Source organism: Actinomadura graeca, assembly GCF_019175365.1.
Lineage (GTDB): Bacteria > Actinomycetota > Actinomycetes > Streptosporangiales > Streptosporangiaceae > Spirillospora > Spirillospora graeca.
Genome location: NZ_CP059572.1, coordinates 7,173,318 through 7,192,256, shown reverse-complemented (window position 1 = coordinate 7,192,256; position 18,939 = coordinate 7,173,318). Strand labels below are relative to the sequence as shown.

The window sequence follows — 18,939 nt, the reverse complement described above, 5'->3', positions numbered from 1 at the left end:
CTCCCCACAAGAACCCACTTAACCCTCACTTAGGGAACCGCTGAGCAGCGCTTATTTCACTCTCCGTCCGGTTTTTCGCCCGAGCGCCTCTTCAACCTCCCCCCACCTGCGCGAACGCGCCACGCACACCGGACGGGCCGCGCGGATCAGGAGTGCCCGGCCACGGCGGAGAACCGGCGTGGCCGCGTCGGCGGGGAGCGCAGCACACGGACGGAGACGTCGTCGCGGTCGTGCGGGCACTCCGCCTCCGCCCACCCGGCCGCGTCCGGGGCGGGGGGCCGCAGCCGCGCCAGGCCCCTCCAGTCTCCGTGCACGTACGCGAGATGGTCCGCCCCCTTTCCCCGGACGACGAGCGAGTGGAACGCCTCCGGCGACAGCGCGCCCAGCCGGCTCTCCACGACCTCCGCGTAGACGGCGGACGAGAGCGCGAAGACGAGGTCCGTCGCCCGCCGTTCCCTCAGTTCCCGGCGCAGGCCGTCCGCGTCGACCAGGCGCGAGACGAGGATCGGCGCCGGGCCGACCGGCCCGAACGGGCCTCCGACGACGGTCCCGTGATGGACGGCCAGGCGCAGCCGGATGCGCGGGCCCGGCCCCCGGTCGGCGTTCACCGACGCCAGCCCGCGGGCGAGTTCGAGGGGGTAGGCGGCGACCAGCCCCAGCACGTCGGTGTTCCTCGGCAGGACCGCGAGTTCCCCGTCGCCGCGGGCCTGGCGGTACCAGGATCCACGGTCGAGCGCGGCCCGCAGCGCCGCCTCGTCGAGGACCCGGCGCAGGACGCCCTGGACGCCGATCTGGTCCAGGACGCTCAGCCTGCTGAACCCCTCCACGTCGACCGCGGTCACCCAGTGGTACCCGAACTCCATGCGTTCACCGTCCAGATCGCGGCCGGAGCTCGTTTTCTGACCATTTGAAGACTTCGAACTTCCGACGTTCATCACGTCCATGACCGACCTCATCTCTCGTAGTGCGAACCGCCGGTCAGCACGACTTCGATCGCCGATGAACTCCAGTTTGGCCGGGCCATGGAAACAGCGGCATCCAAACTGGGGTCAATCGAGTGTTGGAATCCGTCCCGCCCTCGCGGCACGACACACCACGGCACAGAAGTCGGCGCGGCCGATGGAGGACCAATGGCCGGTTCCTCCCGGTTTTGGACCGCAGCTGGAGCCCGATGGGCGGGCATGCCCGCGGTCCGAAAAATGATCTCGTGCGAGTATGCAAGAATCCCTTCTCCACCGGTGGACCACGTGTCACTTTCCTGGCTATAAAGCTAGGCAGCGCGGCGGGCGGATGTAAACGACCAACCACCGGACAAGCTGAGTACTCACGGATCCCGAGGGAACGCGAGAGGCACGTACGATGGACGACGGCACAGAGGATGCGCGCCGAAGGTACATACGCGGTCTCAAGGAACTCCGACAGGACATGGGCTGTACCGTCGAACGGCTTATGGAGTGTCCAGAACTGGTGACCGCCCTCCGCCGCAGACTGTCGCACCGGCATCGCCCGACGACGATCGAAAGCTGTGTCGACGAATTGAAAGCGCTAGTCGAAACCCTCAGCGACCCGAAATTCCGCGGTCCCCTCCTGGTGGCATTGCGCTTCGATGAAAAGTATGCCGAGGACACCCTCACCGCCCGCAGGACCAGTTACAGCACGGACCTCAGGCGCTCGGCCGATCCCGATGTCCGCAAGTACCGGGTCGACAGTCTTCGCACACTCGAACGCAGGGAGAACGACGGTATCGACAAGGTGTCCCGCTTCCTGGCGGAGGAGGACGCCCAGGCGGTCGGCACCGGCCCGCGGCTCACGGCCGCCCACGCCCACACCGGCGAGCCGCTGACCCTGGTCACCGAGGCCATCTCCTCCACGTGCCAGTTCTCGGCCACCGGCGCCATCGTGCAGAACGACGTCCGGGTGTGGCTGAAGGCGCTCGTCCCCCAGGCGAGCCCCCAGGTCACCGTCGACTACCGCTACTACAGCGAGAGCCGGCCGGGCGTCCTCGACATCGAGCCGATCTTCGGATGCGACGTCGTGCGCAGGAGCGAGAACAGCGCGGGCGGTGTGCTCGCGACGCTGGAACTGCCCAAACGGCTCGGTTCGGACGACGGGATCTACGTCTTCGCCTATCGCGTGCGCGTCAACAGCGAGGCCCGCGCGGAGCCGGTCCTGAGCTGGTCGCCCCTCACCGGGCACACCAGGCGCATCGAGTTCCAGCTCCTCTTCGATCCGAGGATGACACCGAGCCGCGTCTGGTGGTTCCGTGCCGCCTCGGACACCACGGGGGAACTGGAGCCGGACACCGCGGACATGCAGCATCTGGAGCGTCTCGACCGCGGCTCGTACGTGTACAAGATCTTCGATGGCCGGCCGCTGGAGCCCCTGCTCAACTACGGCGTCGCCTGGAGCTGGGATCCATGACCGTGGTCGAGCCGGTGCGGTCGGCCACGCTATGGAGATCGGCACATGAACGGAGAGGCGGACGGCAGCCGGTCACGGGATTCGTTCACATCGGGCTTCAGAACAGCGCGCACCCGGCGGGTACGCGCTGTGACCATTCAGCAGGGCTAGGCGCCGCTTCCGTGCACGTGGCCACCTCTCGCTTACGAATTGAAATACCATTCACATCACTCGGGCATGGCCAGCCGCAGCCGTCACCGATCGGGGTCGGCGGCTTTCGGCCTGGCCGCATGCCCGCCAGGGGGCGGTGCGCGTTCTCTCGGCCCCGCCGACCACGTCGAAAGCTTAGCGATCAGCCAAGATTGGGGCAACTCAAGCCATTACGGTGCTACTCCAGAACAGACGGCCAATCTGGAGCGGCCACCAGGACGGGGCCTTCACCTCCGACTGGGACTTTCAAGATCCCGTTCGAGGCGCCCGCGCGGGACGAGGCGCCGGGTGCCCCAGAAAAGGGCATATCACCGCGAACCACTCGCACCGGGGCGATCCGCCCCGCCCGCGGCACCGTCACCGCCAGGTACGGGCCACGGAAACGGCACCGTCCGGCACAGAGCGCCTATCCTTCAGCCTCCGCGCCGATAACATCAACAACCCCACGACCCGTGGAATGCTCCATGCATGCGGCGCAGCACACGCGGGAACCGTCCTATTCGGGCCAAATTCACTGAAAATTCGGACAGCCCTTTAACACTTGTGAAATACTTCAAAGATCTGTCGATGGCAGTGTCCGTGAGGACTGAGATCGGGCCCACACATTGAAGGTATTGACAACTTGGCCCATGCTATCCTGAACCAATGGACGCTTCCGCCCCCCGACAGCGCAGTGCTGAAACCAAGAAAAGGCGGACACGCAACGCCCTGCTGGAGGCGGCTCTGACCCTCTTCGCCGAACGAGGGTGGCACGGAACAAGAGTGGAAGACGTCGCCAAGGCCGCCGGCGTGAGCACCGCCACCGCCTACAATCATTTCAGAACGAAGCAGTCCCTCATCGGCTACGCCTATTCACCGTTACTGAAAGACCTGATCGAGGCGGCGGACCAGGCGATCAAGAACAGATATCCGCCCATCGCCGCCATCAGGGAGCATATTCTCGATCTTTCCCTCCTGGCCCGCACTCATCGCGACCTCACGCTGTGCCTGATCGCCGCGATGCAGGAGCAGAGCCAGAAGACGGGGAGCACCATCACGGAATCCGACGACGTGCGCCGGCTCGCGCCGCTGTCCGAGCCGCTCGTCCGGCTCATCTCCTACGGCCAGGACTTCGGGGCGGTGCGGCCCGACCCGTCGGCGGCGGACACGGGCGTCTACCACACGAGCGCCCTGCTGTTCCGCGTGCTGAGCAGGCCGCACGAGTCGGCCGAGGACACCGCCGCGGTGACCTTGAGCCAGCTGCTGCCCGCCCTGGTCTCCGAGTCGGACCAGCCGGAGTGGTCGCCGGAGGACGATCTCTCATTGATCCTCAAACGGCTGACCGGCGTCGCCGACGCGCCCGGGGCACCGGCGGAGGACAGGCGCAGGCTCGCCAATCATCCGCTGACCAAGGACTACCTCGAAGCCGGTTTCCGTCTCCTCGTCCACGCTTGCGAACCCGGCGACCGCGAAGGGAAGGGCGGCGGATCGCCGTCGTCCTCCATGTTCTTCGACTTCCTCACCGCCGAGCGAATCATCGAGGAGACGGCGAAAGGGAGCGAGAGGGACGTCGCCGAGGACTCGTTCCACGACAGATGGCTCGACCGCGACGCCTACGTGAGCGATGTGCTGGCCTATTCCCTATGGATCAAGAACTGGCTGCCGCACACCGTCGCCGCCGACAAGGCGCGGGCGGTGATCGCCAATGCGACCGATCTCGCGGACGCCGCCCACGAGGCGTGCTACCAGGATCAGGTGGCCGGGCTCCACAACCCCGCCCTCCGGCTCGCATTCATCGCCGCCGTCATCGCCGAGCACCACCCCGAGCTGAAGGAGTCGCTGTCCGCGGTCTACCAGAGCACGCAGGAGAAATGGATCCCGATCTACCGGCAGATCTTCCTGCGGCACAGCCTGAGACTCCGCCCCGACGTCAGCATCAGGGATATCGCCGACATATTCACGGCACTGTCCGATGGCTTCATCCTCCGCATGCACTCGGACTCGGCCGGCCGGTTCATCGACCATGACAGGAGGAGCACCATGCTGGGCAAGGCGATCATGGCCGTGGTGCTCGGGAGTGTCGCGGAGGGCGAGGGCGAGGATCTGGAGAGCGCCTTCCGCCAGCTCACGTCCGCCCGCTAGAACAACACCGGCATTTCGGCCATATCGTCCAACCCTTTGTCAAGGATAGATCTTCGTTACCCGGCGTGTATGTATTGTGACTCCAGGTAAGAACGCGGCTGTAAGTCGCGTACGACCTGGAGGAATGAGATGCGAGCAGCAGGAACACTGGGTACGGGTCTGATCGCCGCCGTCGTGACCGGGACGGTGCTGGGCGCCGGGGTCTCCGCCGGCGCGTCACAGCCGCCGCCCAAGCCGCGGCACGACGAGCAGAACATCACCCAGCCGGCCGAGCCGGCCGAGCCGACCCCTGAGGCGGAAGAGGAGGGAGAGGGGCCGGGAGCGCTCGAGGTCGGCCAGGAGGGCGCCCAGGCGGCGCTGAACCGGCTCCTCGATCAGGACGAGCAGCGCGCCCGGTGGTGCAGGGGCACGGTCGTCGTGCGGCGCCTGAACGTCCGCAGCGCGCCCTGGGTCGATCACAACAAGGTCGGCCATCTGCGGAAGGGTGACCACGTCGTCACCAACTGGAGGAGCATCAAGCGCAGCGGCGGCTACCTGTGGGTGAAGCTGCACAACGGTAACTGGATCGCCGACTACAAGATCGGCAACGGCAGCGGCAAGTGGTACGTGAGGTACCACAACTGCTGACCGCCTCGACGGCCGGTGCCTCCGACATCGCGATGGGCGGACGGCACCGGCCTCGATGGGACCGGGACGGGCCGCCCGTGGAGGGACGCCCAAGACGGGACCCGACACCGTGCCGCGGAGGGAGCCGCATGAGGCCCGCGTCACGGCGCTAGCCAAGGGCGCTGGTGAAGGCGAGGGGCTCCTGGTCGACGCCGCTGCAGGTCGGGTCGGCCTGGGACTTGACCCCGCCGGGGCAGGGCCGGTCGCGGTTCGCCGACCACATGGACGTCCAGGCGAGGCCGCGGGCTCGGGCGAACGCGCCGACCTGGGCGGCGTCGGCGAGGGTGAAGGTCTCCCCGGCGACGTCGTTCACGCCGATCATCGGGGTCACGGCGAGGCGCTCCCAGGCGGACGGCAGGTCAAGGACGGAGCGGAGCTGGGCCTCGGTCGACGTCGCCGCCTGGATCGCCAGGTCCCCCATCTGCGAGGACGGAGGGCCGTAGTCCATCGCCATGATGTTGACGGCGCCGATGTCCACGCCGTTCGCCTTGGCGTTCTTCACCAGCTCGACGCCGTCCGGGGTCAAGCCCTCCGGCAGGACCGGCAAGGTGAGGGACACCTCCAGGTCCGGGTTCCTCTTCTGGAGCGCCGCGATCGCCTGGGCGCGGCGGGTGTTGGCCGCGGTGTCGGCGAGCGCGGAGCCTTCGATGTCGAAGTCCGCGCGGGTGAGCTTGAACGCCGCCACCACCTGCTCGTAGGCGGCGGAGAGTCGCTCGGCGGTGGGGCACGCCGCCGCGAGCTCGATGCCGGTCGCGCCGCCGAACGAGATGCGGATGTCGCCGCCGAGGGCCCGCAGGTCGCCCGCCTGGTTCGCGACGGGGTTGGCACCGATGTCGGTCACCCCGCCCCATTTCGGTACGCAGCCGCCGCCGGAGGTGATGAACGCGAGGGTGAAGGTCTTGACGCCCGTCTTCTTCGCCGTGCCCACGAGGTCGAACGGCGGGTGGAGGCTGCCGTCGACGTACGGGGCGAAGTCGGTCGCGGCGGCCGCGGCGCGGAGGGCGCGCACCGGCTCGCCGTCGGCGGGGTCGGGCAGGATCGCGAGGCCGCAGGCGACGGTGCCGAGCGCCGCGGCGAGCCCGACCGCGAGGTAGCGCAGCAGAGGGCACGCGCGGATGTAGCGGGCGACTGACCGGCTCATGGGCGCCTCCTCGGCCGGGGGTGGTGCCGATCAACGTAGGGCGCGCGGCGGCCGGGCGGTCCGCGGTTAAGCATCTGTTAAGCCCGTTCTAGGACGTCCGGGAGCGGCGGCCCTCCGGCGGCCGGGAATGGCGGCGGCGGACGAGGCGCCGGGAGCGCCGCGCCGGGGGCAGCCATTTGGTGCGGAACCACATCTGCACCTGCGCGCCGCCGAGGACGCTGCGGTGGATGCGCAGGTAGCCGCCGGTGGACTCGGCGGCGCGGCGGGCGATGTCGAGTCCGAGCCCGGTCGAGCCGCCGCCGCTGCTGCCCCGCTTGAGCGCCGCGTCCGGGTCGGCGATGCCGGGGCCGCCGTCGGCGACGAGGATGCCGGTGATGCCCTGGCCCTGGTGGAGGGTGACAGCGAACCCAGTGCCCTCGGAGGTGTGCCGGAAGATGTTGCCGAGGAGGGCGTCGACGGCGGCGGCCAGCTCGGTGCCGGGGAGCGGGAGGGACGCGGGGCGCTCGGCGCCGATCAGCTCGCAGGAGCGGCCCTCGTCCTCGGCCAGGACGGACCAGAACGCGACCCGGTCGCGCAGCACCTTGGCGGCGTCACAGCTCCCGCGCCCGGTGGGGCGGCGGACGGTGCGGATGATCTGGTCGACCTCGCGCTCGATGCGGTCGACGGCCTCGCGGGTCTGCTCGGCGACCGGCCCGTCCCCGAGCGCCTCGGCGTTGAGGCGGAGCGCGGCGAGGGGCGTGCGCAGGCGGTGGGACAGGTCGGCGGCCATCTCCCGCTCGGCGGACAGGAGCTGGACGACGTGGTCGGCCATCGCGTTGAAGGCCAGGCCCGCCTCGACCAGCTCGGGCGGCCCGTCCGGCTCGATGCGCGCCGACAGCTCGCCGTCGCCGAACTCCCCCGCGACCTCCGCGAGCCGCCGGGTGGAGCGGATCATCCGCGCGCCGAGCCGGTCGGCGACCGCGACCGACCCGGCGACGAGCGCGGCGGCGACGGCGGTCATCACGATCCACGCCTTCCACACGCCGCGCGACAGGTCCTCGTCCGGGAGGAACACCTCCACGACGGCGGTGCGGCCCGCGTCCAGCGACACCGGCTGGAGCAGCGCGTACCCGCCGGAGACGCGCGCGGTGTAGGCGCGGCCGCGGCGGCCGGCCTCGGCGAGCTGCTCGGGGCGGGCGCCGGAGCCGCCCGGCGACCGCGGGACGAGCCCGCCGTCCGGCATGTGCACGGACATCCGCTTCGCCGCGCCCGCCTGGGTGCTGGCGACGGCGCGTTCGAGCGCGGCCGGGTCCTCGGTGACGACCAGGACCGGGCCGAGCGCGCTGGCCTGCCGCTCGGCGGTGGTGAGGGCGCGGTCGCGGGCGATCTCGCGGACGGTGAGCGCCAGCGGGATGAGGAAGGCCAGCGCCACCATCGAGGTGACCGCGAGGGACACCAGGACGAGCGTCCGCCTCATGAGCGCGGGCCCGGCTCGGCCAGCCGGACCCCGACGCCGCGCACCGTGTGCAGGTAGCGGGGCGCGGCGGCGGTCTCGCCGAGCTTGCGCCGCAGCCAGGACAGGTGCACGTCGATGGTCTGGTCGTCGCCGTACGCCTGCCGCCACACCTCGGCGAGCAGCTCGCGGCGCGCGACGACGCGCCCGGGCCGGGCGGCGAGGTAGGCCAGCAGGTCGAACTCGCGGCGGGTCAGCTCCAGCGGCGCGCCGTCCAGCCGGGCCTCGCGGCGGTCGAGGTCGATGTGCAGGCCGCCGACGCTCAGCTCGGCGGTCGGCCCGGACCGGGTGGAGCGGCGCAGGACGGCGGCGAGCCTCGCGACGAGGTGCTCGGCGGAGAACGGCTTGATGAGGTAGTCGTCGGCGCCCGCGTTCAGCAGCCGGACGATCTCGGGCTCGTCGTCGCGGGCCGTCGCGACGATGACGGGCACGTCGGAGATGCCGCGCAGCATCTTCAGCACCTCGGCGCCGTCGAGGTCGGGCAGCCCGAGGTCGAGGACGACGGCGTCGGGCGGCGACTGCGTGACCTCGCGCAGCGCGTCCATCGCGGTCCCGACGCTGCGCACGACATGGGACCGGGCGCTCAGCTCCCTGATCAAGGCGGTGCGGACGTTCGCGTCATCCTCGACCACCAGAACACTCGCCATGGCGGAACCGTATGCCACCATGTGCCCATGCGTCGCGCGATGTCATATGTTGCGCCGTGGGCCGGAGTGACCGCACTCGCGGTGACGTTCTCCTGGCTCGGTGTGCGCGGCGTCGTGCGCGACACGGTGTCGGAGCGGTCGGCGACGCCGCCGATGGCGGGACCGGTCATCCATGCCAGCCCGTCCGTGCCGCAGGGACCGACGAGCATCGGCTCCCCGACCGTCCGGCCGGGGCCCGCCGCGGGCCAGGACCGGGCCCCGACACCGACCCCGGAGAAGGCGCCGGCCAGGCCGGACGCCTCCGGGACGCCGCGGCCCGCGGGCAAGGTCCGCAGCTACGCGACGCGCGGCGGGCAGGCGGCGATGTCGTTCACGGGCGGCCGGGTGCGGCTGGTGTCGGCGACGCCGAACCCCGGGTACGAGACGCGCGTGACGGAGGCGGGCGGCTGGCTGCGCGTCGACTTCCTCACCGACAAGCGCACCTCTTCCGTCGTCGCGACCTGGTACGACCAGCCGGCGACGGTCAAGGTGTACGAGTACTGACCGCGCCCGCCTCCGAGCCCGCCTCCGAGCCCGCCGTCCGGGCCCGGTCGTCCTCTCCGCCTTCGGGACCCGTCCCCGCCGGGCCGCGCCACGGTAGATTCCTCGTGATGACCGAACAGCCTCCTCCGCCGCCACCTCCGGGTCCCGGCGACCGGCCGCCGCCGTTCCAGGGACCCTACGGCGGGCAGTACGACCCGCGCTGGGGGTACGGCCCTCCCGGCGTCCCCCACGGGCCGCCCGGCCAGGTCCAGGGCAACGACCCGACGTGGGCGATCTTCACGTACATGGGGGTCCTGCTGGTCGGGTTCCTCGCACCGCTGATCATCTACTTCGTGAAGAAGCGGGAGTCGGCGTTCATCCGGTTCCACGCGGCGCAGTCGCTGAACTTCCAGATCACGCTGCTGATCCATCTGCTCGCGGTCGCGGCGGTCTGCGTCCCGCCCGCGATCGCCGCCGAGAACCCGGTCTTCCTCGTCCCGTTGATCCTGCCCTACCTGGAGCTGCTGATCGGGCAGTGGGTGTTCCTGATCCTGGGCGCGGTGAAGGCGGGCAAGGGCGAGTGCTACCGGTTCCCGACGTTCTTCTGCTTCCGCATGATCCGCTGACCGGCCGCTCCGCCGTGCTCAGGCGGGGCGCAGGCGGGCGACGGCCCGGACCGGCGCGCCGTCCGCCCCGGCCAGGGCGAGCGGGAACAGATCGACCTCGACGGACAGCCTCTCCGCGCGCGCGTCCAGCAGCCGTCCGAGCCCGGTGAGGTTCTCGGCGATCACCGCGCCCGCGCCGCACAGCACCCGGTGGGCCGCCAGCGAGAAGTCCTCGGACCCCGGCGGGGGTGTGCGGTCCACGCTCAGCGCGTCGATCCCCACGGTGCGGACCCCGCGGGCGACGATCGCCTCCGCCGTCTCCGGGGCCGGGTAGGGGTGCGCGAGGTAGGCGTCCGTCCCCCAGTGCGCCGACCAGCCGGTGGCGATGAGGAGGACGGTGCCGGGCGCCAGCCCGTCCGGGAGGGCGTCCGGGGGGATCGGCGTGCGGGGCGGGAGGCCGCGCGCGTCCATCACGACCGCGGGGCCGGTGAAGAGGCCGAGGGGGAGCTCGTCCAGGCGGGGCAGCGCGTCGTCGATGTGGAACGGGGCGTCGACGTGCGTGCCCGACTGCGAGCCCATGTGCAGGCGCAGGACGTTCACGCCGGACGCGGCGACCGTCAGCGCCGGCACCGCCTCCACCTCGGGATCGCCCGGGTAGACCGGCATTCCGGTGACGAGGGGGACGGAAAGGTCGACGAGTTCAGCGCCCATGCCGATGATTATCCCGGCCGCGCGTCCAGCCGATACCGTGACGTGCGTGTTGCCACATGTCACAGCCATCCGCTACGTGACGCCGCTGCGCGAGGGCGGGTCGCTGCCCGGCGTCGTCGAGGCCGACGACCTCGGCACGTACGTCATGAAGTTCCACGGCGCCGGGCAGGGCCGCAAGGCGCTCATCGCCGAGGTGGTCGCGGGCGAGCTGGCCCGGCGGCTGGGGCTGCGGGTCCCCGACCAGGTCCTCATCGACCTCGACCCGGCGATCGGGCGGCACGAGCCCGACCCCGACGTCCAGGACCTGCTGAAGGCCAGCCCCGGCTGGAACCTCGGCATCGACTTCCTGCCCGGCTCCCTCGGGTTCGACCCCCTCGGCTGGCACGCCGACCCCCTGTTCGCCTCGCGGGTGCTGTGGTTCGACGCGTTCATCGGCAACGTCGACCGGAGCTGGCGCAACCCGAACATGCTCGTCTGGCACCGGGACGTGTGGCTGATCGACCACGGCGCGAGCCTGATCTTCCACCACGCGTGGGCGAACGCGACCCGCCTGTTCGCCGGTCCCTACGACGTCGACGACCATGTCCTGACCCCGTACGCGACGGAGCTGGAGGCCGCGGAGGCCCAGCTCGCCCCGAAGATCACCGAGAGCCTGCTGCGGGAGGTGACGGGGCTCGTCCCCGATCGCTGGCTGGAGGGCGAGCCGGGGTTCGCCGACCCCGCCGCGCTGCGGGACGGCTACCTCGACATCCTGCTCCCCCGCGCCGGCAAGCCCCGCGACTGGCTCCCCGACCTGGACGTCGCGGGCCGCACGCCGCGCCCGGCCGCGGGCCGCGGCGGGAACCGCCCCGGCCGGCTCGGCGGCCCCGCATGACCAACATCAGGACGGCCTCGGAGCCGACGGTCTTCGAGTACGCGACGCTCCGCGTGGTCCCCCGGGTCGAGCGGGGCGAGACCATGAACGTGGGCGTGGTGGTCTACTGCCGCGCCCTGGACTACCTCGGCTGCCGCACCCACCTCGACGAGGGGCGCCTGCTCGCGCTCGACCCGTCCTTGGACCTGGACGGCGTGCGCTCGGCCCTGCGGGGGGTGGACGCGGTCTGCTGCGGCGGCGAGCGCGCCGGCCAGGCCGCCGCCGAGGCGCCCGGCGCCCGGTTCCGCTGGCTCACCGCCCCGCGCAGCACGATCGTCCAGCCGGGCCCCGTCCACGCGGGCCTCACCGACGACCCCGCCGGGGAACTGGACCGCCTCCTCGGCCTGCTGGTGCACCTCACCAAGTAGGCGGCCGGGGCCCGGCACGGCGACGGCCCCCCGCCGGTGGGCGAGGGGCCGTGCCGTGGAAGCGAGGGTTCAGTCCCATTCCCAGCGGATGCCGTGGAAGCCGGCGGCCATGCCGAACTCGATGAAGTGGACGCTGTGGTAGCTGGACATCCGCAGGTCGGCGGAGTCCTTCAGCGCGGTGTGGCCGTCGGGACGCCAGGTCCGGTAGCAACGGGCGGGGAGCATCGCCGGGTGGAAGCGCACCTCGATGAGGAACTCGTGCTGCGGCGTGCGGAACCCGCGTCCTTCCTCGGTGACGACGGGTCCGGTCTCGTCGAATCCGAACCCGTACTCCAGCAGGTAGGTCTCACCGCGCCCGAGGGCCCGGTCGAACAGAAGCTCGGCGGCGATCAGGCCGCTGGCCTCGTCCATCCGGACGCGGCCGAAACGGCAGCCGCGCGCGGTGCGTGAGGAGGGCAGGATGCCCTGCGGGTGATGGTAGACGGTGATCCAGCGGTCGACGCCGCGCTGCTGGGCCTGGAAGACGGCGCGGGTGCGCACCTCCAGGAGTTCCCTGCGGCGTCCGATGACGTGCTGGTCGTGCAGGCTGAGCCCGGTGAGCTGACGCTCACCGCGGTCGCCGATCTCGTCCAGCAGGTCCTTCACACCCGGCTCGGGACACAGCTCCTCGAGAGGGAGCCATGGCCCTGCCGACCGCTCGGCGGTCGGTTTCAGCAGGGTGAGCAGGGAGTGGCGGGGAAGCTCGAGGATCACCTCCAGTCCTCGTACCGCGCGTAGCGAGTCGGCGCGCTCGGGCCGTGTCCGGCCGCGCTGCCAATAACTCAGTGTGGAAAGGCTGACCGCGATTCCCTGGTCCTCCAGGCGCCGTCTCAGCGATTCGAGGCTGAGACCCCGCGCCTGGATGGCCGCATGAAGGGCCACATTGAAGGGACCGTACTGCAGAACCTGTAGTAGGTCATCCTCCGTTACGCTCTGCACTGCTCGGCCTCCGGATCCGCTCCGGCCGGCCCCCGTAACGGCCCTGACAACTGCACTTGCAACTTCAGCGCTCACTGTAAGGCCAACAAGGTCTCAAATCCAACAGCAATTTGTCACAACCGCATAGCCCCGGGGGGCGCGGAGGCCGCCGCCGGGGCCCGGATCCACGTCCCGGCGTGGGGTCGCTCCGGGGCGCGTCACTATTGGGGCACGTGGTGAGCAGGGGGTTCGGCGCCGCGGACGGCCGCCGGGGGTCTCGCCGCCGACCTCGGCCGGGGCGGCCCGGCCACGGAACGCGACGAGAGGATCGCCGGCCGCGGGACGCGGCCGGGTTCACGAAGCGCGAACGTTCAGATACTCAGACAGCACGTGACGGATCGTCAACGTTTCGATCCGGACTGGATTTCAGTGTGAACGCGTGCGGCCCGCTCGGTGCCCCTGTGATCGGCGTGTCCCGGTCAGTGCCACTCCCACTCGATGCCGACGATGCCGCGCCGGACGTTGCCGACGGCCAGGTTCGCGCTGCCGGACGTGCCGATCCACAGCTCGCCGAGCCGCCGGCGGGGCGCGTCCGAGGTCTCGGCCGTGAAGCCGTAGCAGCGGGCCGGGAGGCGGCCGCCCTCGAACTGGATGATCGCGACATAGTCGTGGACGGGGTGGGAGAAGCGCCGCTCGTAGCCGTCGGCCACCCATGCCCCGGCGCCGGACGCCCCGACGCCCACCGGGACGCCGCCCGCCGGGCCCAGCTCGTACTCCACGACCGCGGTGTCGCCCGCCGCCAGCACCCGGTCGAAGACGAGCTCGAACGCCATCAGCCCGTCCTCGGCGCGGATCCGCCCGGGGCGGCAGTACCGCACGCCGGTCAGCTCCACGTCCCCGCCGGGCCCGCCCGCGCCGGATCCGAGCCCGCCGTGGCCGCCGGGCGGCCCGCCGTGAACCGTTCCGGGCGGCGGGGCGCCGGCGCGGTCCGTGCCGTCCGGCGGGGAGTCCGTCTTGGCCGGGCCGGTCTGGTGGACGCAGACGACGCGGTCGATGTCGTCGCCCGCCGCGCGCAGCACCGTCCGCACCGACAGCGACCAGGTGCGGCGGACGTCGTCCAGCCGGTACACGTCGTGGATGCCGAGGCGCTCCAGCCGGTGGTCGCCCGACCGGTCGAGCTGGGCGACGAGGCCCGCGTACCGGTCCGGGTCGGGCCACAGGTCGCCCGCGGCGCGGCCGCGGTCACCGTGCCCGGACGGCCCGGAGCCGTTCCCGGCCCTGCCGGGGCCGCCGCGGACGGGCGGCGCGGTGGGCGTGGGGTCGTCGAGCAGCTCGGTGAGCGTCCCCGCGGGCACCTGGAGGATCTCCTCCAGCGTCGTCACGACGGCCCGCGAGCGCGGTCGGCTACGGCCACGCTGCCAATAGCTGAGCGTGGCGACGCTGACGGTCAGGCCACGCTGGCCGAGCCGGTGCCGGATCCGTTCCAGGGTCAGCCCGCTCGCCTGGATGGCCTGCCGCAGTGCACCGGCGAACTCCACGGCCGGATGGTACCCGTCCTGCGACCTTTCGTCAGGTTTCTACGCGGACCTGGCACTCTAGGACAATCTTGGAACGGACCTAGAACAGTACTGACATGAACGACCCCGTCTCGGTGAACCCCACGTGACGGTAGGCGGCACGCGCCCGGCTGTTGTAGTCGTTGACGTACAAGGACACCGTCGGCGCGATGCCGTGCAGCGCCTCCCGGACGACCGCGGACATCCCCGTGATCGACCGGCCCTGCCCGCGCAGATCGGGCGGCACCCAGACGCCCTGGACCTGGCAGGCCCGCGGGGTGACGGCGCCGACCTCGGCCTTGAACACGACCCGGCCGTCCTCGATCCGGGCGAACGCGCGGCCGTCGCGGATCAGCTCGGCGACCCGGGCGCGGTAGAGCACCCCGCCGTCCCCGACGTTCGGCGAGACGCCGACCTCCTCGGTGAACATGGCGACGCAGGCCGGGTAGACGATGTCGAACTCCTCCATCCGGACGCGGCGCACCGCCGTGTCGGGCGGGACGTCCGGAACGGACGAGGTGGCCATCACCGGCTGGACGGCCCGGACGGCGCGGGGCGGCCCCCAGTAGGGCGCCAGGATCTCCCACAGGTCCCCCACGGGCCCCACCGGGCCGACGATCGACGAACAGCGCCGGCCCTGCGCCTGCGCCCGCTCCGCGAACGCGCGGACCGCACCGGGGCCCGCGGCGACGGGGATGAGGTTCGCGCCGGAGTAGCAGAGGGAGACGAGCCGGCCGTCACGCAGATAGCCCCACATCTGGGCGCCGAGGCGGCGCGGGTCGAGCCCGGCGGCGTGCACGCGGGATCCGACGAACACGTTCGCCACCGGATCGGCGTCCAGGATGGCGAGCGCCGCCGCCCGGTGACGGTCGTCCAGGACCCGCACCGGGAGCGACCCGAGCATGCGCACGGCTACCGGCTCCGGGACGGGACCGGTCCCCGCGCGGCCGTCTGCACTGTCAGCACCACGCAGACAAGCCTATGACGTCCGCGGGCCGGGTACCGCACCCGGATCCCTTCACCGCGGCACGGTGGACCGCCCGTTCCGTCCGCCGTTCTTGGTGTGGGCGGGCTCGGGGGGCGGCCCGGCTGGGCATTCCGCGTCGGGGCCGGGCCGGTCGGCGGGGATCCTGCCGGTGGCGAGATAGGCGGCGACGGCCGCGTCCACGCACTTGTCACCGGACATCGAGACCCCGTGGTTGCCGCCGCCGACCTGCGTCACCAGACGGGACGCCGGGAACCTGCGGTGCATCTCCAGCGCGCCGGGATAGGGGGTGGCGGCGTCGCCGGTGGCCTGGACAAGGAGCAGCGGCGGCAGCGAGGAGGCGCCGTGCACCTCGGGGACCGGGCCCCCGGGCACGCCCCAGAAGGCGCAGGGGGCGTTGTACCAGGTGTTGCTCCAGGTCTCGAAACGGTAACCCTCGCGGAAGAGCCGCTCGCTGTCGGCGTGCCAGCGGCTCCAGTCGCGCGGCCAGGGGGCGTCGCGGCATTGGACGGCGTTGTAGACGGCGTAGTTGTTCTGGTCCAGCCAGCCAGGGGGCTGCCACGCCTTGCCGAGGGGCCTGGTCTCGTGCCGGACGGCGTAGGCCGACAGCGCTGAGGCGTGGGCGGCCCAGGTGTGGTCGCCGTAGCCGTCGGTGAGGAACACGTCGTCCAGTTCGGACGCGCCGACCTTCCCGCCGATCGGCGCGGCCTTGACCGCCGCACGGACCCTCGCGTAGGAGGCGGCGACCTCCTCCCCCGTCCGGCCGAGCCCGTAGGTCTTCTCATGGCGGGCGATCCAGTCGAAATAGGCCCTGATCCGCTTCTCGAACGCCACGTTCTGGTCGAGGTTGGCGTCGTACCAGACACGGCCCGGGTGGACGACGCTGTCCAGCACCATCCGGCGGACGCGGCCGGGGAACATCGTCGCGTAGACCGCGCCCAGGTAGCTGCCGTAGGAATAGCCGAAGAAGTTGATCCTGTCCTGGCGGAGTGCCTGCCGGATCGCGTCCATGTCACGGGCCCAGTCCGCCGTGCCCATGTGCGGGAGGATCGCCCGGTACTTCTTGGCGCAGTCGTCGGCGTAGGACCGGGCGCGTCCCGTCCAGGCCGTCTCCTCCGCCGGGCCCGCGGGGACGGAGTCGGCGCGCGGGCGGCCCGGGTCCTGGTAGCCCTTGTCGCAGACCAGCGCGGGCTTGCTCGCTCCCACGCCGCGCGGGTCGTAGCCGATCCAGTCGTAGGCCGCCGCGACCTTCTTCGGCAGCCCCGAGGTGAAGGCGGCCGGCAGGTCGCGTCCGTGGGCGCCGGGGCCGCCGCGGTTCAGCAGCACCACGCCCTTGGAACGCGGCGCGGTGTGCCGGGCGCGGGTGAGCGCGAGGGTGATCTGCCTGCCCTGCGGACGGCCGTGGTCGAGCGGGACCCGGAGGGACGCGCACTGCAGGCCCTTGAGGCGCCCCTTCTCCACGGGGTCCTTGGCGGGGCAGGACGTCCACGCGAGCCCGGCGGGACGCGGCGCGGGGTCGGGACCCGTCCTCGCGGGCGCCGCGGCGGTGGCGGGCGCGCCCAAGGCGGCGGACATGGCGGACCCGAGCAGGACTGCGGCGGCGGCCGTCGCGGCGGCGGCCCTCTTCCCAGGGACGTTCGGCACTCCCGCTTTCTACCTCCGGCACGCCCCGGAACCACCGAACCGCGAGTTGCGCGATTCCATCCCGAACCGGGACCTCTCCCACCAAGAATCGTGATCTCTCACGACAAGTCGCGGCGTGCCCGCCGTCCTCCTCGGGCGCGGGAGGACGGCGCGCACGCCGCGACATCTCAGCGGGCGGTGTGACCGGCCGCTACGGGCGTCCGACCGGGAGGTCCTTGCCGGCCACCGCCCCGGCCGCCTTCGCCGACGCCGCCGTCGGGTCCGGGTCGTTCAGCTCCGGGACGGCCTTGCAGAGGGCGTCGGGACCACGGTGGCTCTCCGGGAGCGCTCCGCTGTCGAGGTAGGCCGCGACCTTGTCGTCCAGGCAGGCATTGCCGTTGAGGGTGTTGGCGTGGGTCTTGCCCCCGACCTCGAAGACGAGACGCGAGGCCGGGAACACCTTGTGCATCTCCAGGCCGCCCGCGACCGGCGTCGCCGCGTCCTGGGTGGACTGGACGAGCAGCATGCCCGGGGCGTGCCTGCCGTTCAGCTTCAGCGCCGGGCCGCCCTGGAACGGCCAGAACGCGATGGGGGCGTTGAACCAGACGTTGCTCCAGGTGTTGAACCGGTAGCCCTGCTTGTAGAGCTTCACGGCGTCCCTGTGCCACGTGCGCCAGTCGCGCGGCCACTTGGCGTCCGCGGCCTGGACGGCGTTGTAGACGGCGAAGCCGTTGTCCTCGCCGCCGGCGTTGAGCCAGCCGAGCAGTCCGGAGGGGTCCTTGCCGTTGACCCACTGCGACAGCGCCTGGGCGAACGGGATGTAGTAACCGGTGTTGTACCCGGCGCTGAGGACGATGTCGTCGAGCTCGTCCGGCCCGATCTTGCCGCCGATCGGGGCCTTCTTCGCCGCGGTGCGCGCCTTGTAGTAGGCCGCCTCGACGGCCTTCTCGGTCGCGCCGAGGTGGAAGAGCCCGTCGTACTTGGCGGTCCAGGCCCACCAGGACTTCATGTTGCGCTCGAACGCCTTGTCCTGTTCGAGCTGCGAGTCGTACCACACCGTCTTCGGGTTGACGTTGCCGTCCAGGACCATGCGGTGCACGCGCCGGGGGAACAGGGTGGCGTAGGTGGCGCCGAAGTACGTGCCGTACGAGAAGCCGTACCAGCTGATCTTCTGCTGGCCCAGGAGGCCGCGGATCGTCTCGATGTCGCGGGCGGCGTCGGTGGTGCGCATGTGCGGCAGCAGCCATCCGAACCGCTTCGCGCAGTCCTGGGCGTATTTCTTCGACCTGGCGATCCAGACCTTCTCCTCCTTGGCCGACCCCGGGACGTAGTCCGGGCGGATCGGGTCGGAGTAGTTCGGGTCGCAGGACAGCGCGGGCTTGCTGGAGCCGACGCCGCGCGGGTCGAAGCCGATGATGTCGTACTTCGCCGCGGTCTTCGCGTGGCCCGCGCCGCCCAGCCACCGGGCGAGGGCCGGCGCGTACGCCAGGCCGCTGGCGCCCGGGCCGCCCGGGTTCACGAACAGGACGCCCTGGTAGTCCTTGGTGTCGGTGTGCTTGAAGCGCGACACCGCGATGGAGATCTTGCGGCCGCCTGGCTTGCGGTAGTCGAGCGGGACCGGCACCTGGGCGCACTCGGCCTTGGCCATGGGGTCGTCCGGGCCGGTGGTCTCGCAGGCGCCCCAGGCGATGCCGGGCGCCGCGACGGTGCCCGCCGTCCCCGGGGCGCTCGCGTTCGCGGTCGCGGAGACGGCGGCGGCGGTGCCGCCTGCTGTCACGGCCACCGCGGCCGCGACGATAACGATCCTCTTCACCTAACCCCCTCGGACCGGCGGCTCCGCGGGCCGGCGAGAGCCGGGGGAGGCACGCCGATGCATAGCCGATACGTGGATTGGTCGAGATTGTCGCGGTCCCGCCGCGGAGCCGCGAGGGCCGTTCCGAGTGGATGCCGAATCGTGACATCCGCTACGGAACTTCGTGATGTGTGCCGTCGTTCGCGTGCCCGTCCCGCGCGGCGGCGGAC

The 18,939-nt window shown here is 71.5% G+C and carries 17 protein-coding genes; 7 read left to right on the top strand and 10 right to left on the bottom strand.

What is annotated here, in order from left to right; translation table 11 throughout:
* Positions 1–146: 146 nt before the first annotated feature.
* Positions 147–863, bottom strand: a complete 717-nt coding sequence (locus tag AGRA3207_RS31965; RefSeq protein ID WP_231330845.1) for a nucleotidyl cyclase domain-containing protein — start codon at positions 861–863, stop codon at positions 147–149.
* A gap of 733 nt (positions 864–1,596) precedes the next feature.
* Here AGRA3207_RS31965 and AGRA3207_RS31960 point away from each other — a divergent pair.
* The 3 genes from AGRA3207_RS31960 (at position 1,597) to AGRA3207_RS31950 (ending at position 5,358) form a co-directional block, all read left to right on the top strand.
* Entirely contained in the window at positions 1,597–2,421 is an 825-nt protein-coding gene (locus AGRA3207_RS31960; RefSeq protein WP_231330844.1) for a hypothetical protein, read from the top strand.
* 951 nt (positions 2,422–3,372) lie between these two features.
* Positions 3,373–4,731, top strand: coding sequence for a TetR/AcrR family transcriptional regulator (locus AGRA3207_RS31955; RefSeq protein ID WP_231330843.1), 1,359 nt, complete (start codon positions 3,373–3,375; stop codon positions 4,729–4,731).
* A 129-nt stretch (positions 4,732–4,860) separates the two neighbouring features.
* Entirely contained in the window at positions 4,861–5,358 is a 498-nt protein-coding gene (locus AGRA3207_RS31950) for an SH3 domain-containing protein (protein ID WP_231330842.1), read from the top strand.
* 148 nt (positions 5,359–5,506) lie between these two features.
* On the opposite strand, the gene AGRA3207_RS31945 is transcribed toward AGRA3207_RS31950, so the two are convergent.
* The 3 genes from AGRA3207_RS31945 to AGRA3207_RS31935 all read right to left on the bottom strand — a co-directional run bounded on the left by AGRA3207_RS31945 (position 5,507) and on the right by AGRA3207_RS31935 (position 8,677).
* Positions 5,507–6,538, bottom strand: a complete 1,032-nt coding sequence (locus AGRA3207_RS31945) for a chitinase (protein ID WP_231330841.1) — start codon at positions 6,536–6,538, stop codon at positions 5,507–5,509.
* Positions 6,539–6,626: 88 nt separating this feature from the next.
* Entirely contained in the window at positions 6,627–7,994 is a 1,368-nt protein-coding gene (locus tag AGRA3207_RS31940) for a sensor histidine kinase (protein WP_231330840.1), read from the bottom strand.
* Entirely contained in the window at positions 7,991–8,677 is a 687-nt protein-coding gene (locus tag AGRA3207_RS31935) for a response regulator transcription factor (RefSeq protein WP_231330839.1), read from the bottom strand. The genes AGRA3207_RS31940 and AGRA3207_RS31935 overlap by 4 nt, the downstream gene beginning before the upstream one ends.
* A gap of 39 nt (positions 8,678–8,716) precedes the next feature.
* Here AGRA3207_RS31935 and AGRA3207_RS31930 point away from each other — a divergent pair, with 39 nt between their 5' ends.
* Complete coding sequence (locus AGRA3207_RS31930; protein WP_231330838.1) at positions 8,717–9,220, top strand: hypothetical protein; 504 nt, start codon at positions 8,717–8,719, stop codon at positions 9,218–9,220.
* A 107-nt stretch (positions 9,221–9,327) separates the two neighbouring features.
* On the top strand, positions 9,328–9,825 hold the full coding sequence (locus AGRA3207_RS31925) for a DUF4870 domain-containing protein (protein WP_231330837.1): 498 nt from the start codon (positions 9,328–9,330) through the stop codon (positions 9,823–9,825).
* An 18-nt stretch (positions 9,826–9,843) separates the two neighbouring features.
* Here AGRA3207_RS31925 and AGRA3207_RS31920 read toward each other — a convergent pair whose 3' ends face one another.
* Entirely contained in the window at positions 9,844–10,515 is a 672-nt protein-coding gene (locus tag AGRA3207_RS31920; RefSeq protein WP_231330836.1) for a cyclase family protein, read from the bottom strand.
* 46 nt (positions 10,516–10,561) lie between these two features.
* On the opposite strand from AGRA3207_RS31920, the gene AGRA3207_RS31915 reads away from it, so the two are divergent.
* Positions 10,562–11,389 (top strand): HipA family kinase, encoded by an 828-nt coding sequence (locus AGRA3207_RS31915; RefSeq protein ID WP_231330835.1) that lies wholly within the window; start codon positions 10,562–10,564, stop codon positions 11,387–11,389.
* Positions 11,386–11,796, top strand: a complete 411-nt coding sequence (locus tag AGRA3207_RS31910) for a DUF3037 domain-containing protein (protein WP_231330834.1) — start codon at positions 11,386–11,388, stop codon at positions 11,794–11,796. Before AGRA3207_RS31915 ends, AGRA3207_RS31910 begins: the two co-directional genes overlap by 4 nt.
* A 69-nt stretch (positions 11,797–11,865) precedes the next feature.
* Here AGRA3207_RS31910 and AGRA3207_RS31905 read toward each other — a convergent pair whose 3' ends face one another.
* The 5 genes from AGRA3207_RS31905 to AGRA3207_RS31885 all read right to left on the bottom strand — a co-directional run bounded on the left by AGRA3207_RS31905 (position 11,866) and on the right by AGRA3207_RS31885 (position 18,730).
* Complete coding sequence (locus AGRA3207_RS31905) at positions 11,866–12,549, bottom strand: hypothetical protein (RefSeq protein ID WP_084265527.1); 684 nt, start codon at positions 12,547–12,549, stop codon at positions 11,866–11,868.
* Between the two features lie 683 nt (positions 12,550–13,232).
* Entirely contained in the window at positions 13,233–14,291 is a 1,059-nt protein-coding gene (locus AGRA3207_RS31900; protein ID WP_231330833.1) for a helix-turn-helix domain-containing protein, read from the bottom strand.
* 79 nt (positions 14,292–14,370) lie between these two features.
* Positions 14,371–15,213 carry a GNAT family N-acetyltransferase gene (locus AGRA3207_RS31895; protein WP_231336455.1) on the bottom strand — a complete coding sequence of 281 codons (843 nt, stop codon included), beginning with the start codon at positions 15,211–15,213 and terminating at the stop codon, positions 14,371–14,373.
* A gap of 114 nt (positions 15,214–15,327) precedes the next feature.
* Complete coding sequence (locus AGRA3207_RS31890; protein WP_231330832.1) at positions 15,328–16,938, bottom strand: alpha/beta hydrolase; 1,611 nt, start codon at positions 16,936–16,938, stop codon at positions 15,328–15,330.
* 190 nt (positions 16,939–17,128) lie between these two features.
* On the bottom strand, positions 17,129–18,730 hold the full coding sequence (locus AGRA3207_RS31885) for an alpha/beta fold hydrolase (protein WP_231330831.1): 1,602 nt from the start codon (positions 18,728–18,730) through the stop codon (positions 17,129–17,131).
* Positions 18,731–18,939: the final 209 nt, after the last annotated feature.

Coding starts and splice junctions, on each gene's coding strand:
- AGRA3207_RS31965 (WP_231330845.1), bottom strand. CDS start 863: ATGGAGTTCGGGTACCACTGGGTGACCGCGGTCGACGTGGAGGGGTTC.
- AGRA3207_RS31950 (WP_231330842.1), top strand. CDS start 4,861: ATGCGAGCAGCAGGAACACTGGGTACGGGTCTGATCGCCGCCGTCGTG.
- AGRA3207_RS31945 (WP_231330841.1), bottom strand. CDS start 6,538: ATGAGCCGGTCAGTCGCCCGCTACATCCGCGCGTGCCCTCTGCTGCGC.
- AGRA3207_RS31940 (WP_231330840.1), bottom strand. CDS start 7,994: ATGAGGCGGACGCTCGTCCTGGTGTCCCTCGCGGTCACCTCGATGGTG.
- AGRA3207_RS31935 (WP_231330839.1), bottom strand. CDS start 8,677: ATGGCGAGTGTTCTGGTGGTCGAGGATGACGCGAACGTCCGCACCGCC.
- AGRA3207_RS31930 (WP_231330838.1), top strand. CDS start 8,717: ATGTCATATGTTGCGCCGTGGGCCGGAGTGACCGCACTCGCGGTGACG.
- AGRA3207_RS31925 (WP_231330837.1), top strand. CDS start 9,328: ATGACCGAACAGCCTCCTCCGCCGCCACCTCCGGGTCCCGGCGACCGG.
- AGRA3207_RS31920 (WP_231330836.1), bottom strand. CDS start 10,515: ATGGGCGCTGAACTCGTCGACCTTTCCGTCCCCCTCGTCACCGGAATG.
- AGRA3207_RS31910 (WP_231330834.1), top strand. CDS start 11,386: ATGACCAACATCAGGACGGCCTCGGAGCCGACGGTCTTCGAGTACGCG.
- AGRA3207_RS31895 (WP_231336455.1), bottom strand. CDS start 15,213: ATGCTCGGGTCGCTCCCGGTGCGGGTCCTGGACGACCGTCACCGGGCG.